This is a genomic window from Actinoplanes octamycinicus, assembly GCF_014205225.1.
In the GTDB taxonomy this organism is placed as follows: Bacteria; Actinomycetota; Actinomycetes; order Mycobacteriales; family Micromonosporaceae; genus Actinoplanes; species Actinoplanes octamycinicus.
This window is the reverse complement of sequence record NZ_JACHNB010000001.1, coordinates 8,533,326-8,549,668: the sequence shown is the minus strand read 5'-3', so window position 1 is coordinate 8,549,668 and position 16,343 is coordinate 8,533,326. Positions and strand designations below refer to the sequence as shown.

Annotated in this window: 13 protein-coding genes; 7 read left to right on the top strand and 6 right to left on the bottom strand. The window is 71.4% G+C overall.

Annotated features, from left to right (window positions below):
* Window positions 1–318: 318 nt before the first annotated feature.
* A complete protein-coding gene (locus tag BJY16_RS38750; RefSeq protein WP_239176914.1) occupies window positions 319–723 on the bottom strand; it encodes a hypothetical protein in 405 nt (134 codons plus the stop codon).
* Between the two features lie 191 nt (window positions 724–914).
* Window positions 915–1,838: a pirin family protein gene (locus BJY16_RS38745; RefSeq protein ID WP_185044497.1), complete on the bottom strand. Its 924-nt coding sequence runs from the start codon at window positions 1,836–1,838 to the stop codon at window positions 915–917.
* Between the two features lie 264 nt (window positions 1,839–2,102).
* Here BJY16_RS38745 and mptB point away from each other — a divergent pair, with 264 nt between their 5' ends.
* Window positions 2,103–3,629 (top strand): polyprenol phosphomannose-dependent alpha 1,6 mannosyltransferase MptB, encoded by a 1,527-nt coding sequence (mptB, locus tag BJY16_RS38740; protein ID WP_239176916.1) that lies wholly within the window; start codon window positions 2,103–2,105, stop codon window positions 3,627–3,629.
* Here mptB and BJY16_RS38735 read toward each other — a convergent pair.
* Window positions 3,542–3,946, bottom strand: coding sequence for a PPOX class F420-dependent oxidoreductase (locus tag BJY16_RS38735; RefSeq protein ID WP_185044495.1), 405 nt, complete (start codon window positions 3,944–3,946; stop codon window positions 3,542–3,544). The genes mptB and BJY16_RS38735 overlap by 88 nt on opposite strands.
* The gene (locus BJY16_RS38730; RefSeq protein ID WP_185044494.1) at window positions 3,943–5,364 is read right to left on the bottom strand and encodes a DUF2252 domain-containing protein; all 1,422 of its coding nucleotides are present in this window, start codon (window positions 5,362–5,364) and stop codon (window positions 3,943–3,945) included. The genes BJY16_RS38735 and BJY16_RS38730 overlap by 4 nt, the downstream gene beginning before the upstream one ends.
* A gap of 169 nt (window positions 5,365–5,533) precedes the next feature.
* Between BJY16_RS38730 and BJY16_RS38725 the strand changes: the two genes are divergently transcribed.
* From BJY16_RS38725 to mmsB, 5 genes are all read left to right on the top strand, one after another.
* The gene (locus BJY16_RS38725; protein ID WP_185046879.1) at window positions 5,534–6,517 is read left to right on the top strand and encodes a LacI family DNA-binding transcriptional regulator; all 984 of its coding nucleotides are present in this window, start codon (window positions 5,534–5,536) and stop codon (window positions 6,515–6,517) included.
* Window positions 6,518–6,881: 364 nt separating this feature from the next.
* Complete coding sequence (gene araA, locus BJY16_RS38720; protein ID WP_185044493.1) at window positions 6,882–8,369, top strand: L-arabinose isomerase; 1,488 nt, start codon at window positions 6,882–6,884, stop codon at window positions 8,367–8,369.
* Between the two features lie 26 nt (window positions 8,370–8,395).
* The gene (chvE, locus tag BJY16_RS38715) at window positions 8,396–9,523 is read left to right on the top strand and encodes a multiple monosaccharide ABC transporter substrate-binding protein (RefSeq protein WP_185044492.1); all 1,128 of its coding nucleotides are present in this window, start codon (window positions 8,396–8,398) and stop codon (window positions 9,521–9,523) included.
* A 72-nt stretch (window positions 9,524–9,595) separates the two neighbouring features.
* Window positions 9,596–11,131: a multiple monosaccharide ABC transporter ATP-binding protein gene (gene mmsA / locus BJY16_RS38710; protein WP_185044491.1), complete on the top strand. Its 1,536-nt coding sequence runs from the start codon at window positions 9,596–9,598 to the stop codon at window positions 11,129–11,131.
* The gene (gene mmsB, locus BJY16_RS38705; protein ID WP_185044490.1) at window positions 11,128–12,375 is read left to right on the top strand and encodes a multiple monosaccharide ABC transporter permease; all 1,248 of its coding nucleotides are present in this window, start codon (window positions 11,128–11,130) and stop codon (window positions 12,373–12,375) included. Before mmsA ends, mmsB begins: the two co-directional genes overlap by 4 nt.
* A gap of 46 nt (window positions 12,376–12,421) precedes the next feature.
* On the opposite strand, the gene BJY16_RS38700 is transcribed toward mmsB, so the two are convergent.
* Both BJY16_RS38700 and BJY16_RS38695 read right to left on the bottom strand, forming a co-directional pair.
* Window positions 12,422–13,651 (bottom strand): DUF1501 domain-containing protein, encoded by a 1,230-nt coding sequence (locus BJY16_RS38700; protein ID WP_185044489.1) that lies wholly within the window; start codon window positions 13,649–13,651, stop codon window positions 12,422–12,424.
* A gap of 2 nt (window positions 13,652–13,653) precedes the next feature.
* Complete coding sequence (locus tag BJY16_RS38695; protein WP_185044488.1) at window positions 13,654–15,153, bottom strand: DUF1800 domain-containing protein; 1,500 nt, start codon at window positions 15,151–15,153, stop codon at window positions 13,654–13,656.
* A gap of 115 nt (window positions 15,154–15,268) precedes the next feature.
* Between BJY16_RS38695 and BJY16_RS38690 the strand changes: the two genes are divergently transcribed.
* Complete coding sequence (locus BJY16_RS38690; protein ID WP_185044487.1) at window positions 15,269–16,318, top strand: ROK family protein; 1,050 nt, start codon at window positions 15,269–15,271, stop codon at window positions 16,316–16,318.
* The last annotated feature ends 25 nt before the right edge of the window (window positions 16,319–16,343 follow it).

Here is a 16,343-nt window from a genome sequence, read left to right as displayed (position 1 = left end):
CACACCAGGCCGGGACGAGAGACGGCGGCGGGATCCTTCCCGCCGCCGTTCTTGTCTTCCCGATCCGACCCACCTCTTCCGTTTTCGACACGCCTCTTCCTTTTTCCGTGCGCCTCTTCCCTTTTCGGTACGCCGCCAGACCGCCGTGCCCCCCGGACCGTTGCGCGCGTCCCACCCCTGGCTGGCTCTCACGGGTGCCTCCGCCAGGCGGAGGCACCCGTGAGAGCCAGCCGGGACCGTCAGCCGCGGGACCGCCTGAAGCCGGGACTGCCCGGCGGGGTGGGGCGGGCAGGGGAGCGGGGCGGCGTACCGGAAGGGTCAGATGCGGCCGTCGGTGGTGAACGGGCAGGTGCGGGCGGGAAGCACGAGGCCGGCCGCGGCCAGGTCGGTGAGCAGGGCGGACAGCTGGGCGCGGGTGAGCAGCCCGGTCTCGTCCGGCCAGGGGTGCGGGACGCCGAGCGCGGTGGCCGCCTCGATCGCCCGGGCGCCGATCGCCGCCTCGATCGCCCAGACCCGGTGGGCGCTGAGCGCCGGCCGCGCGGAGGCGGTGAGCGCGCCGTGCAGGTGCAGCAGGCGGCGCAGGTCGGCGGCGAGTTTCTCGATCGGCAGGCCGGAGGGTTGCGGTGCGGCCGGTTGCCGGTCGCGGATCCGCTCGGTGAGCGCGTGCCAGCATCGCGGCGCCTGCCGGACCGTGGCGATGATCAGCGGCGGCGTAGCGATCATGAGGGCGATGCGACTGGCGTCCAATAGGTTCACGGCACCCTCCGGATGCCCTGCGGGTGGTCGTCTCCTCGACCTTCCGCCCGGATCGGCACCCCGTCAACGCCACTTTGTGCGACCGGTGCGCATGGATGGCCGGCGATCCGGCGGTGACGGGAGCGCTCGCCGCGCAGGCGCCGGGTCAGCGGCCCGGCTCAGGAGGTCCGGCCGCCGCGGTCCCGCGCCTTCAGCCGGACCGTCGGCAGCTCCGGCGCCGGCAGCGGAGCGGCGTCGCACCCCCGGACCGCCCCGAACCGCCGGCCCGCCATCCAGTCCTCCCGGGCCGCCACCACCTCCTCGTGCGAGCGGCCCACGAAGTTCCACCACATCACCAGCGGCTCCTCGAACGGCTCCCCGCCGATCAGGAACAGCCGCGCCGCGGCGAGCACCGAGATGTCCAGCTCACTCCGCCCGGTGTCCAGGTAGAGCAGCGACCCCGCGGTCACCGGGGACCCGTCGACCACCGCGGCGCCGGACATGACCAGCACCGCGTACTCGAAGGTGGGGTCCAGCTCCAGGGTCTGCCGGGCCGCGCCGGTGTAAACGATCTCGGCGCCGACCAGCGGCGAGTGCACGGTCGCCGGCGAGCGCAGCGCCCCGAGCGAGCCGGCCACCACGGTCACCGTCGCCGGCCCCTCGGTGACCGACGGCAACTCGGCGAAGTGCTCGAAGGCGGGCGGCCGGTGCCGCGCCGGCTCCGGCAGGGCGACCCACAGCTGCAGCCCGTGCATCGCGTCCGGGTGGTCGGGCGGGGTGAACTCGGAGTGCGCGATGCCGTGCCCGGACGTCATCAGGTTCAGCTGGCCGGGTGCGATCACCTGGTGGCTGCCGAGGCTGTCCCGGTGCTCGATCACGCCGTCGACCAGCCAGGTCACCGTCTGCAGCCCGGTGTGCGGGTGCGGCGGCACCTGCATGCCGGGGCGGCCGCGCACGTCGTCCGGCCCGAAGTGGTCGACGAAGCACCACGCCCCGACCATCCGCCGCTCCCGGTGCGGCAGCAGGCGGCGAACCGTCGTGTAGCGCCCCAGCGGCACGTCGTGCCCGGGCAGCAGCACGCTCTCGGCGGCAGGCGTCGTCATGCCCCCGACTCTATGACCACCCCCCGACAGGAAAGACCCCGCAAACCCGATTTCCGGTACGCCCGCAGCCGCCCGCCCGGCGCACCGGACAGCGCGATGTTGACCACCCCGGCTAGGGTGCCGGGCGGTCCCGGCGACAGCGGGGCCAGTCATTTGTCACCGTCGATCAGATCGGAGCCGGGTGAACTCGCACCGAACCGGATGGCCGTCTCCCGTTCGCCCCGGCCTGGTCTGCCGCTCATCCGGCGACGGGACCATCGGGCCGTGCTAACCTCCCGGGCCCTGCGCTGGGCCGGTTTCTCCGGTGCCGTGCTGCTGGTCGGCGCCGGGATGCGCGGCGGCGCGCTGCCCGCCTCGGGGAACCACGACGCGCTGGTGATCCTGCTGTGGCTGGCCGGCACCGCGCTGATGGGTTACGCCTGGTGGGCCGGCCGGGACCGGGAGCACAGCGTGCGCTGGACGCTCGGCACCATCGCCCTGTGGACCGCGCCGTTCCTCGTCCTGCCGCCGCTCGGCAGCCGGGACTTCTACTCGTACAACTGCCAGGGCGAGCTCTACGCGCGGGGCCTGAGCCCGTACACGGCGACCGCGGAGACGCTGCCCTGCACCTGGCTGGGCGCGGTGCCGCCGATCTGGCAGGACACCGTGACCCCGTACGGTCCGCTGTTCGTCCTGCTCGCCGCGCTGATCGTGGTGGCCGGTCAGGCGCTGCCGCCGCTGCCGGCGATCGTCGACGCGCTGCCCCCGCAGCTCGGCTCGCTGCTGCTGCCGCTGGTGCTGTTCCGGCTGGCCGCGCTGGCCGGGGTGCTGGCCGTCGCGGCCGGGCTGCCGGTGCTGGCCCGGCGCTGCGGGGTGGCGCCGGCCCGGGCGCTGTGGCTGGCGCTGGCCGGCCCGCTGATCGGCGCGCACCTGCTGGGCGGCCCGCACAACGACGCGATGATGCTCGGCCTGATGGTGGCCGGCCTGGCGGTGCTGGTCCGGTTCCCGCGGCGGCCGGTGGCGACGGTGGCCGGCGGCGTGCTGCTCGGCGCCGCGGTCGCGGTGAAGGCGAGCGCGCTGATCGCGGTTCCGTTCGCGGTGCTGATCGTGGCCGGGACCCAGGCCGTGCACCGGCGGATCGGCCTGCGTGACCTGGTGGCCGGCACGGTGGGGGTGGCTGCCGCGGGGGCGGCCACGCTGGCCGGGATCACCCTGCTGGCCGGCCTCGACCTGGGCTGGGTGGCCGGGCTGAAGGACAGCGAGGCGCTGGTCCAGTTCAGCTCGATGCCGACCGCGGTCGGGATGACCGTCACCTATGCCGGGCAGCTCGTCGACAAGGGGTTCGACGCGGTGCCGGCGGTCCGGTCGGTCGCCTTCGTGCTGCTGGCCGTGGTGCTGGTGGTGATCTGGGTGCGGGCGCTGCGGAACCGGACCGACCCGGTCCGGGCCGCGCTGACCGGGGCGGCCGCGGCGATGGTCGCCACGGTCGCCCTGGCCCCGGTCTTCCTGCCCTGGTACACGCTGTGGCCGCTGACCCTGCTGGCGGCCACCGCGGTCCGGGTCCGGGCGGTGATGCTGATCGCGATCGTGGCGGCCTTCACCGTGCTGCCGGACGGCTCCGGGCTGGTCCGGCACCTGAAGTTCCCGGGCGCGCCGCTGGTCACCTGCTACCTGGCCTATCTGGGGGTCCGGCAGCTGCGCCGGCTGGTCCGCCGGCGTCGCGGTCAGCCGGTCAGCGAGGCGGAGCCGAGCACCCGGGTCACCTTGACCTCGATGACCACCCGCGCCGGGTTGGGCCGGGGCGTGCGGTAACGCTCGGCGTACCGGCGCTCCGCCTCGGCGACCGCGTCCGGGTCGTCGCGGATCACCGCGAAGCCCTCCACGGTGCTCCAGCGCCGCCCGTCGACCTGGCAGATCGCCACCCGCTGCTGGCCGCGCCGCACGTGCCGGACCTTGGCCGAGCCGCCGGAGGTGATCACCCGGGCGACGCCGGCGACCGGGTCGAGGGTGGCGCCGACCGCGACCACGTGCGGCGAGCCGTCGGCCCGCAGCGTGGTCAGCGTGCACAGGTGCCGCTCGGTCCAGAACTCGCGCAACGCCGCCGAGTCCAAGCTGATCACGCCGCTCATGCCGTCTCCGCCTCCAATTCGCCGGTCCGCACCGCGGCGACCAGCGCCGCGTGGTCCTTCTCCACCTGGTCGGCGTAGAGCCGGGCGAACCGGGCCAGCGACTCGTCCAGCTTGTCGCCGCTGCCCACGTACCCGGCGATCATCGACGCGCCGCTGGTCCGGGCGTGCGACTTGGCCAGCAGGAAGCCGCAGACCCCGGCGTAGTCGGCGAGCGCGCCGGCGTTGATGTCCTCGACCACGATCGCGCCCTTCATGTCCCGGAACTGGCGCACGTAGTACTGGTGGTCGCCGACCGTGGTCCAGCCCAGCAGCGGGTCGCTGACCGTCTGCAGGGCCTGCTGGTACTCCACCACCCGCTGGCCCTGGTGCCGGTGCCAGGCCAGGTCACCGTGCTGGTGCTTGGCGATCACCGAGCGGCGGGCCTGCTTGAGCTGCAGGAACACCACGTCGTCCGGATCGCTGCCCTCGCACAGCGCCACGTAGGCGCGCAGCCCGACCGAGCCGACGCCGACCACCTTGTGTGCCACGTCCACGATCCGGTAGCCGCCGAGGATCCGCGCCCAGTGCGGCTTGAGCGTGGTCAGGTAGCCGTCCAGCGCCTGCTCGAGCAGCTCCCGGTCGTCGTCCGAGGGCCGGGTGATCACCGGCGGCTGCTCGACCAGCCGGCGGGTGCCGTCGCGCTGCTCGGTGAACCGGGGCAGCGCCCGGTCACTGGTGCGCCGGCGGGCCCGCCGGGCGGCCCGCTCGATCTCGTCGCGGAAGCTGCCCCGGCTCGCCTGCGAGCGCATCGCGTCGACGTCGAGCTGGTCGAACGAGCGGGCCAGCAGCGGCCGCTCGGACAGCTGGGCGATCTGCTCCCGGTACTCCTCGACACAGTGCTGCACCGCCTCGGCGCAGGCGCTCTCCCGGAAGCCGTTGACCCGGCCGGCCACGTGCACGCTGACCACCAGGCGGCGCAGGTCCCACTCCCACGGGCCGGGGTGCGCCTCGTCGAAGTCGTTGAGGTCGAAGACCAGCTCGCGCTCCGGGCTGGCGTAGAAGCCGAAGTTGCCCAGGTGGGCGTCGCCGCAGATGACCGGAGTGATGCCGGTGTGCGGCAGGCCGGCGAAGTCGTCGGCCATCAGGCCGGCGGTTCCCCTCAGGAACGCGTACGGATTGGCGATCATGCGGCCGATCCGGACCGGGACGAGCCAGGGCAGCCGGCCCTCGTGCGAGGCCACCACCTGGCGCACCGGATCGGGCCGGTCGGCGGGCGGCTGCCAGTGCGCCATGTCCGAGCGGGGGGACCGCTCGCGCAGTGACCGGCCGATCTCGTATCGTTCGGCGCGCGGCCGTGCGGGCCGGCGCAGGGAGGTGAATCCTTCGTCGCCCGCTGAGCTGAGCACGACGTGGCTGCTGATCGTGGGTGTCGCGTCCATCGCTGCTGAGAGTACGGCTCCGGCGGTACCGGCCGCGCGGGGCTCGCGGGGCAGGCATTGTTATCGATAACATTCCCACACGGGAGATGCGCGGCCTGCCGCTAAGCTCCATCAGATCTGGACCTGGCGAGGTGCGCAAGTGGAGACCAAGGGATCCCGTTCCCCGGCGATGACGGACGTGGCACGACTGGCCGGGGTTTCCCACCAGACCGTCTCACGTGTGCTCAACGATCATCCGAACGTCAAGGAGCAGACCCGGATCCGGGTCCGGGCGGCCATCGCCGAGCTCGGCTACCGGCCGAACCGGGCGGCTCGTGCCCTGGTCACCGGCCGGTCCCAGCTGATCGGCGTGGTGGCCCGCAACAGCATGCTGTACGGCCCGGCCTCGATGCTCACCGAGTTCGAGCAGGCCGCGGCGGACGCCGGTTTCGCGGTCAGCGTGGGCAGCGTCCGGGAGCTGGACCGGGACTCGATCTCCGCGGTGGTCGAGCGGCACCTGGACCAGCGGGTGGCCGGCCTGGTGGTGATCGCCCAGGTGGCGTCGGCCACCGAGGCGCTGGCCGAGATCCCGGCCGAGGTGCCGGTGGTGTTCATCGACGGCGACCCGGCGGCCGGGCGCTCGCTGGTCACCGTCGACCAGGTGGCCGGCGCCCGGGCCGCGGTCCAGCACCTGCTGGAGGCCGGGCACGAGACGGTCTGGCACGTCTCCGGGCCGACCGACTGGTTCGACTCGGCCGGCCGGATCCAGGGCTGGCGGCAGACGCTTCAGGAGGCCGGCCGGGAGGTCCCGCCGCTGCTCAGCGCCGACTGGTCGGCCGCCGAGGGCTACCGGGCCGGGCAGATGCTGGCCCGGATGCCGGAGGTCACCGCGGTCTTCGCGGCCAACGACCACCTGGCCCTGGGCGTGCTGCGGGCGCTGCACGAGCGCGGCCGCCGGGTGCCGCACGACGTCAGCGTGATCGGGTTCGACGACGTGCCCGAGGCGGCGTTCTTCATCCCGCCGCTGACCACGGTGCGCCAGTCCTTCGGCGACGTGGCCCGGGCCGCGCTGACCCTGCTGCTCGGTCAGATGAAAGAAGACGCGGGCGCCGCCGACACGGTGATCGTTCCGGCACAATTGGTGGTCCGTGAGAGCGTTGCTCCGCCGGCCTGATCGCGGTAACGGCCGCCGTTAAGCGGCCGTTACCGGCTTGTTGCCGAGAGCCGTTGACACAGGTTTTGTTAGCGATAACACTGGGATTCTCCCGCCGGGTGTGGCCGTGGCCACCGACCGGCTCCCCCCGTGGAGGTGATCCCATGCCGTTCGTGCCGGGCGCGACGCCTCAGATCGGCGTCCTCCGGGCCGGCCTGAGCGGTCGCTCGGTGGCGATCGGGGTGCCCCGGAAGCGGCCAAGATCCTCAACGAGCTCTATACCGGGTGCCCGGTGCCGCAAAATTGGTTCGGGTGAAAGATCGCCGGCCGGCGCCGCGTGACCACAGCCGGTAACAGCACCACCATCAACACCTAAGGACACACGATGAAACCGCAGATCTGGTTTCTCACCGGCAGCCAGCACCTGTACGGGCCGGAGACGCTCCAGCAGGTGGCCGACCAGTCCGCTGAGATCCAGCGCACCCTGGCGGCCGGCCTGGGCGCCGAGCTGGTCAGCCGGCCGGTGCTCACCGACTCGGGCGCGATCAAGCAGGTGATGCTGGACGCGAACGCGGATCCGCGGGTGATCGGCGTGATCGCCTGGATGCACACGTTCTCGCCGGCCAAGATGTGGATCTCCGGCCTGGACGCGCTGCGCAAGCCGCTGCTGCACCTGCACACGCAGCACAACATCTCGCTGCCCTGGGAGTCCATCGACATGGACTTCATGAACCTCAACCAGGCCGCGCACGGCGACCGCGAGTTCGGGTTCATCCAGGCGCGGCTGGGCGTGCCGCGCAAGACGGTGGCCGGGCACGTGTCCGACCCGGCGGTGGCCGCCCGGATCGACGGCTGGGCCAAGGCGGCGGCCGGTCTGCAGCGGCTGCGCACCCTGCGGCTGGCCCGCTTCGGCGACAACATGCGCGACGTGGCGGTCACCGAGGGCGACAAGGTCGAGGCCGAGCTGCGCTTCGGTGTGTCGGTCAACACCTACGGCGTGAACGATCTGGTCGCGGTGGTCGACGCGGTGGACGAGAAGACCGTCGACGACCTGGTGACCGAGTACGCCGACCTCTACGAGCTGGACCCGGAGCTGGCGAAAGGTGGCGCGCGCCACGACTCGCTGCGCTACGGCGCCCGGATCGAGGCCGGCCTGCGACAGTTCCTGACCGAGGGCGGCTTCGGCGCCTTCACCACCAACTTCGAGGACCTCGGCGGTCTCCGCCAGCTGCCCGGCCTGGCCGTGCAGCGGCTGATGGCCGACGGGTACGGCTTCGGCGGCGAGGGCGACTGGAAGACCTCCGCGCTGCTGGCCGCCGTGAAGGCGATGGGCGCGGGCTCCGACCGGGGCACCTCGTTCATGGAGGACTACACGTACCACTTCGGGCCCGGCGAGCCGAAGATCCTCGGTGCGCACATGCTCGAGGTCTGCCCGACCATCGCGTCCGGGCGGCCTCGTGTCGAGATTCACCCCCTGGGCATCGGCGGCCGGGAGGACCCGGTCCGGATGGTGTTCGACGCCGCGCCCGGCCCGGGCGTGGTGATCGGTCTCGCCGACCTCGGTGACCGGTTCCGCCTGGTGGCGAACGTCATCGAGGTGGTCACGCCGGACGAGCCGTTGCCCAATTTGCCAGTCGCCCGGGCGGTGTGGAAGCCTGCGCCGTCGCTGTCGACTTCGGCCGAGTGCTGGCTCACCGCGGGCGGTCCGCACCACACCGTCCTCACCCAGGCCGTCGGCGCCGAGGTCCTGCGGGACTTCGCGACGATGGCCCAGACCGAGCTGCTGCTCATCGAAGACCGCACGACGACCGACGACTTCGCCGATCGAGTGCGGTGGAACCAGGCGTACCACCGTCTGGCCCGCCCCCTGTAACACCGCTCTCAAAGAGGAGAATCACCGTGAAATACACCCGGCTTGCGGCAGCGTTCGCCGCTGCCACCCTGGTGACCACCATGGCTGCCTGCGGTGACGCCGAGAAGACCACCGACAAGGAGGCGGCCGGCGGCGGCAGCGCCGCCGGCGCCCTGATCGGCATCACCATGCCGACCAAGTCGTCGGAGCGCTGGATCCACGACGGCGACAACCTCAAGTCGCAGCTCGAGGGCCTGGGCTACAAGGTCGACCTGCAGTACGCCGAGAACGACATCCCGACCCAGACGCAGCAGCTGGACAGCCAGATCACCAAGGGCGCCAAGCTGCTGATCATCGCGTCGATCGACGGCACCACGCTCTCCTCGCAGCTGGACAACGCCGAGGCCGCGAAGATCCCGGTGATCGCCTACGACCGGCTGATCCGGGACAGCGCGACCGTCGACTACTACGCCACCTTCGACAACTTCAAGGTCGGTGTGCAGCAGGCCACCTCGCTGCTGACCGGTCTGGGCGTGCTCAAGGCGGACGGCAGCAAGGGTGACGCGAAGGGCCCGTTCAACATCGAGCTGTTCGCCGGCTCGCCGGACGACAACAACGCGACGTTCTTCTTCAACGGCGCGATGAGCATCCTCGACCCGTACATCAAGGACGGCACGCTGGTCGTCAAGTCGGGTCAGAAGGACTTCAAGACGGTCTCCACCCTGCGCTGGGACCCGGAGACCGCGCAGAAGCGCATGGAGAACCTGCTGACCTCCACCTACAAGGGTGGTGTCAAGGTCAACGGCATCCTCTCGCCCTACGACGGCATCTCGATCGGCATCCTGTCGGCGCTGAAGTCGGGTGGTTACGGCACCGACGGCAAGTACCCGATCGTCACCGGTCAGGACGCCGAGCTGGCCTCCACCAAGTCGATCATCAAGGGCGAGCAGTACTCGACCATCTACAAGGACACCCGCCAGCTGGCCAAGGTGACCGGTGAGATGGCCGACGCCATCCTCAAGGGCCAGACCCCGACCACGAACAACACCACCGACTACGACAACGGCAAGAAGGTCGTCCCGGCCCAGCTGCTGCAGTCGGTGATCGTCGACAAGAGCAACTACCAGAAGGAGCTCGTCGACAGCGGCTACTACAAGGCCGACCAGCTGAAGTGATTCGAGTACCGCGCCCCGCCCGCCCCCCCCGCGGGCGGGGCGCGGGCTTCGTCGGCCCATAGGAGGGTCTGCATGACCGACACGATCCTGCGGATGAACGGCATCACCAAGACGTTCCCGGGCGTCAAGGCGCTGCAGGACGTCAGCCTGGAGGTACGCAGGGGCGAGATCCTCGCCATCTGCGGGGAGAACGGGGCCGGCAAGTCGACCCTGATGAAGGTGCTCTCCGGGGTCTACCCGCACGGCACCTACGAGGGCGAGATCGAGTTCGAGGGCGAGCCCTGCCACTTCTCCGGCATCCGCGACAGCGAGCACCGGGGCATCGTCATCATCCACCAGGAGCTGGCGCTCGCCTCGAACCTCTCGATCGCGGAGAACATCTTCCTCGGCAACGAGCGCGCCAAGCGTGGCTGGATCAACTGGCACGCGACCAACGCGGCGGCAGACGAGTTGCTGCGCCGGGTCGGCCTGAACGAGAGCGCGGTCACCCCGGTGATCGAACTCGGCGTCGGCAAGCAGCAGCTGGTGGAGATCGCCAAGGCGCTCTCCAAGGACGTCAAGCTGCTGATCCTGGACGAGCCCACCGCCGCGCTCAACGACGCCGACTCGGAGCACCTGCTCGGTCTGCTCCGTGGTCTCCGTGACGAAGGCATCACCTGCGTCATCATCTCGCACAAACTCAACGAGGTGATGAAGATCTCGGATCGGGTCACCATTCTGCGTGACGGCAAGACCATCTGGACCGACGAGATCGAGAACCTCACCGAGGAGAAGATCATCGCGGGGATGGTCGGCCGGAGCCTGGAGAACCGGTACCCGGACCACGAGCCGAAGATCGGCGAAGAGGTCCTGCGGATCGAGGACTGGACCGTCTACAGCCCGACCCAGGCCGACCGCGCGCTGGTCCGCAACGCGAACCTGACGCTGCGCCGGGGCGAGATCGTCGGGCTGGCCGGCCTGATGGGCGCCGGCCGCACCGAGCTGGCGATGAGCGTCTTCGGCCGCTCGTACGGCGTGAACATCTCCGGCAAGCTGATCAAGGACGGCCGGGAGATCCAGGCCCGGACCGTGCGCGAGGCGATCGACCACGGCATCGCGTACGCCACCGAGGACCGCAAGCGGTACGGCCTCAACCTGATCGAGGACATCAAGCGCAACGTCTCCGCGGCCGGCCTGACCAAGCTCGCCAAGGGCGGCTGGGTCGACGGCAACGAGGAGCGCAAGGTCGCCGACGAGTTCCGCGGCAGCATGAACATCAAGGCGCCGAGCGTCGAGGCGGTCGTCGGCAAGCTCTCCGGCGGCAACCAGCAGAAGGTCGTGCTGTCCAAGTGGATCTTCACGGATCCGGACGTGCTGATCCTGGACGAGCCCACCCGCGGCATCGACGTCGGCGCGAAGTACGAGATCTATACGATCATCAACCGGCTCGCCGACGAGGGGAAGGCCATCCTGGTCATCTCGTCCGAGCTGCCCGAGCTGCTCGGGATCTGTGACCGTATCTACACCCTCTCGGCCGGCCGGATCACCGGCGAGGTGCCGCGCGCCGAGGCCACCCAGGAGAGTCTGATGACTCTGATGACGAAGGAAGAACAGGAGGTGGCGCCGTGACCGTCGCACCCACCAACGCCGATCTGTCCATTGACAAGGGACCGGCCGGTGCCCAGGACCAGGCGCCGCGGAAGATCAACTTTGACCTGAAGCAGAGCGGCATCTACATCGCCCTCGCGGCCACCATCGTGATCTTCACGGCGCTGACCGGCGGTGACCTGCTCGCCCCGCAGAACCTCAGCAACATCATCGTCCAGTACTCGTACATCCTGGTGCTGGCGATCGGCATGGTGCTGATCATCATCGCCGGGCACATCGACCTGTCGGTGGGGTCGGTGGTGGCCGCGTCCGGCGCGTTCGCCGCGGTGATGATGGTGAACTGGGACCTGCCCTGGCCGGTCGCGATCATCGCGACGCTGATCTTCGGCGCGCTGGTCGGCGCCTGGCAGGGCTACTGGGTGGCGTACTTCGGCATTCCCGCCTTCATCGTGACCCTGGCCGGCATGCTGCTGTTCCGTGCCGTCACCTACAAGATCCTCGGCAACCAGGGCATCGGCCCGTTCCCGGACGAGATCCGCACCCTGGCCAACGGCTTCACCCCCGGCTTCCTGAAGAACATCGCGCTCGGCCCGCTGGGCGGCGCCGACGCGTTCAGCATCATCGTCGGCCTGCTGGTCGTGGTCGGCATGGTGGTCGTGCAGTGGCGCTCCCGCTCCGCGCGGATCCGCTACCACCAGAGCGTCGACCCGATGTGGCTGTTCATCACCAAGGTCGCCGTCCCGGCCATCCTGGTGATGTTCCTGGTCGTGCAGCTCGCCCGGTTCCGCAACCTGCCGTGGGTCCTGGTGCTGCTCGCCGTGCTGATCGTCGGCTACACCGCGGTCACCAACCGGGCCGTCTTCGGCCGCCAGATCTACGCCGTCGGTGGCAACCTGCAGGCCGCCACGCTCTCCGGCGTCAAGGTCAAGTCGGTCGTCTTCTGGCTGTTCGTCAACATGGGCGTGCTGTCGGCGATCGCCGGCATCATCCTCTCCGGCCGCCTCAACCTGGCCGGCCCGACCGCCGGCAACAGCTTCGAGCTGGACGCCATCGCGGCCGCCTTCATCGGCGGCGCCGCGGTGCAGGGCGGCGTCGGCAAGGTGGTCGGCGCGATCACCGGTGGTCTGATCATGGGTGTCATCAACAACGGCGCCGGCCTGCTCGGCTGGCAGCCGGAGACGGTCATGTTCGTCAAGGGCGCGGTCCTGCTCGCCGCGGTCGCCTTCGACGTCTGGTCGAAGCGCCGCACCGCGGGCGCCAGGTAGGCAGCTCGTCGCGAGGAAGGGGGCCGGGTCACCGGCCCCCTTTCCGCTATCTCGCCGCGGCCAGCCCGAAGGTGCTCGGACGCACGCCCGGGAACACCCCGTCGAGGGCGCCGAACCCGCAGCGCTTCTGCAGGATCTCGCCGATCACCGAGCGGTAGTCGGTGGTCGCCGCCAGGTCGCCGGCGACCAGCGCGCCGGGGGACAGGCCGGGCCAGTTCGCGTACACCTTTCCGCCCCGGATCCCGCCGCCGAGCAGCAGCATCGCGTTGCCGTGCCCGTGGTCGGCGCCGCGCGACGCGTTCTCCTGCACCCGCCGGCCGAACTCGCTGATGGTCAGCACGGTGACGGTGGCCAGCCCGTCGCCCAGGTCGGTGGCGAAGGCGGCCAGCGCCTGGGCGAGATCGGTCAGGTTGTCGAACATCCGCTGGCCCTTGACGGCCGTGCCGAGACCCTCGTGCATGTCCCAGTCGCCGCAGTCGACGGCCGCGGTGACCAGGCCGGCCTTCGACTTGATCAGCCGGGCCACGTCACGCAGGGCGGCGCCCAGCTCGGTGCCCGGATACTCGGCCGCGGCGGCGTACCCGGAAGCCTTGATCTTGTTGGTCGCGGTCAGCGCGCGGTCGGCGGACCGGGCCGGAGCGGACAGCGTGGCGGGCGCGTCGGCATACATCGCGCGCAGCGCCGCCGCGATCGGCCGCTTCCCGTCACCGGCCAGGGTGAAGTCGTCGATGCCGGTCATCGCCACGTCGTCGGCGCCACCGAGCATCAGCCGGGCCGGCATCGCGTGACCCAGCGACACCCCGGCCAGCGGCGCGGTCGCGCCGGTCAGCCCGAGCATCCGGTCCAGCCAGCCGCTGCGCAGCGAGGTGCCCGGCGCGGCGTTCTCCATCGCCTCCATCGCGGCGAAGTGCGACCGGGTCGGGTTCGGCTGCCCGACCGCGTGCACCGCCGCCAGCTTCCCGCTCGTCCAGAGCGGCAGGACCGGGGCGAGCGCCGGGTGCAGACCGAAGGTCCCGTCACCGCCGATCACCAGATTCTTCGGTACGCCGATAGCCGGCCGTGCCTGGTAGTAGGCGGCATCGCCGATCGGGGCGATCGCCGACAGTCCGTCGAAGCCACCGCGCAGCGAGATCACCACCAGGGTGTCGCCGGTGTAGGCCGGTCCCTCGGCGGCGAACGCCATCCGGGTGCTCAGCGCGGCGCCGGCCAGGCCGGTCAGCGCGGCGCCGAGCACCGTGCGGCGGGACAGCTCGGGGCAGCAGGGTTCGGTCTTCATGATCACCTCAGCTGGAAGGACGGCGAGTCGAGCACGAGCGCGATCAGGTAGGGGGCGTGGCCCGCGACGTTCTTGTCGACAGCACTGGTCGGCAGCTTTCCGGCGACGCTGAGCACGGCGGCGGTGTGCGCGGCCGGCAGCCTCGTCCCGACCAGCCGGGTGGCGAGCGCGTCGACCAGCCCGCCGTAGGTCGCCGGCATCGCCGGGACCAGCGACGTCAGCAGGTCGGCCGGGCGGGTCAGCTGCTTCGGGTACCAGCCGGCGGCCAGGTTCAGGTGCAGGTTGCAGCGCATCAGGAAGGCGGACGGCGAGGCCCAGGCCGCCGCGACGTCCGGGAAGCCGTTCGGCGGCGCCCAGCGCAGCGGCGCGTTCCCGGCGGCGACCAGGATGTCGTGGAGCGCGCTGAGCCCCAGGGTCGCGTCCTTGTCCGGCTGCAGACCCAGGACGCGGACCGCGGCGACCAGGTCCTCGAACGGGGTGCGGACCTTCTGCCCGGCCGAGGCGGCGAACTCCGGCGAGGTGAACAGGGCGCGCAGCACCGGGACGATGGCGGTGCCGTTGTCCAGGTAGATCTTGGCCAGGCGGGTGACCAGCGCGGCCGGCGGCACGTCGGCGACGAACCGGACGCACAGCTTGCGGGCCAGCAGCTCGGCGGTCCTCGGGTGCCGGGCCAGGTGGTCGAGGAAGGCCAGCGCCGCGGTCTCGCCGTCGGCGGCCGGGTTGGCGTGCCGGAAACCCAGGATGTCGACCGGGCCGGTGGCGTGCTTCGACGCGTCGTACACGTAATTGCCGGCCTTGCTCACCGTCATCCCGGTCAGCAGGCGGGCGGCGTCCTGCACGTCGGACTCGTCGTAGACCAGGCCGACGGTGTGCAGCTCCATCAGCTCCCGGGCGTAGTTCTCGTTCGGGTGCGCCTTGGTCGACGAGCGCTGGTCCAGGTAGGTGAGCATGGCCGGGTGCCGGGCGGCGTCCTTGAGCATGTCGGCGAACCGGCCGAAGGTGTGCTTGCGGATCACCTGCGCGTCGAAGTCGCCGCGGGTGTCCCAGACGCCGCTGCTCGGCGCGGCGATGTGCAGGTGGTTGGCCCAGAACCCGGCCACCGTCTCGAACAGCTGCCGCTCGCTCCACGCGGCCCGGGCGATGATCGCCTGGCCGAGCTGGCGGAAGCCGTCGTAGGAGTGCTTCGGCAGCGCGGCGCGGACCGCGGCCGGGGCGGCGTGCGCCTGGGGGAGACGCCGCAGCAGCCGGTCGCAGGCCGCGTCGTCGATCGTCGCGGGCTGCAGCTGGCGGTCGAGCCACTTCGCGGCGCCGAGCTTGCGGGCCTCGGCGAGCGACTGCGGGGTGGCGCCGAAGGTGGCGCGGCGCAGCAGGTGCGCGATCGGGTCGATCGGGTCCCCGGTCGTCGGCACCGCCTTCGCCGCCGCGACGGCCGGCGCCTCGATGATCGACCCGGCGACGATGGCGGCGGATCCGGCGAGCAGGGTGCGGCGGGTCGTCGTCATGGCCTTCGCTTCGGCGGGCTCCGCGGGCCGCCGCGCGACCGCAACCGTGACTAACGAGCCCGCAATCCGCGCGCACCCGTGACCGGACACCAGTGACGGACGTAGGCTCTCACCCGTGGATCAGGCTGAATCGGTACTTACCCCGTCCTCCTGGGTCGTCGTCGGTCTCGACAACGGCGGGACCTGCAACAACGCCACCGTGCTCGACGCCACCGGCCAGTTCCTGGTCAACAACCTGGTGGAGAACCCGTCCCGGGTCCTGGACGGGCCGGAGTCGGCGGTCGAGTCGCTCGCCGAGGCGTTCACCGGCATCCTGGAGCTGACCCGGACCCCGCTGTCGCTGGTCCGCGCGGTCGGCCTGGACACGCCCGGCCCGGCCAGCGCGCACGGGGTGATCTCGTCCAAGGGCGCGACCAACTTCAACCAGGTGTCCTGGCACGGCTTCGACATCCGGGGCGCCCTGGAGGCCCGGCTCGGCCTGCCGGTGATCTACAACAACGACGCGAACGCGGCCGCGCTCTACGCCCACCACCGGCACTTCGGCGCCGCCGCGCTGGAGACCTCGTCGGTCGCCGCGATCGTCGGCACCGGGCTGGGCGGCGGCGTGGTGGAGAACGGGAAGGTGATCCGCGGCGCGGCCGGGATGGCCGGCGAGCTCGGTCACGTGCAGATCCCGCTGCACGGCGTCCTCGAGGACGGCCAGCCGGTGCCGGTCTGCAACTGCGGCTTCGAGGGCGACGTCGAGGCGATCGCGTCGCTGACCGGGATCAAGAACAACCTGTTGCCGTACTGGCTGACCCGCTTCCCGGAGCACCCGCTCGCCGCCGAGCCGATCGGCAAGGCGGCCAAGATGCTGCGCGGCTACGGGGAGAAGGAGGACCCGCTGGCGATGGCCGTCTTCGGGCAGCAGGCCCGGGCGATCGGCAAGCTGTTCACCATCGCGGCCAACTTCACCGACCCGTCGGCCTACTTCCTCGGTGGCGGCGTGGTCGAGGCGGCGCCGCACTTCCGGCAGTGGTTCCTGAACACCGTCCGGGAGCACACCCAGCTGCGCGACGAGCAGGCCAAGGCGGCGACCTTCGCGCTGGTCGCCGACCTGGACATGGCCGGCGCCCGGGGCGCCGCGGTCGCCGCCCTGGACGCCGTCACCAACGGCTCCCGCTGACCGGTGCGCTCCGGGCGTACCGGAA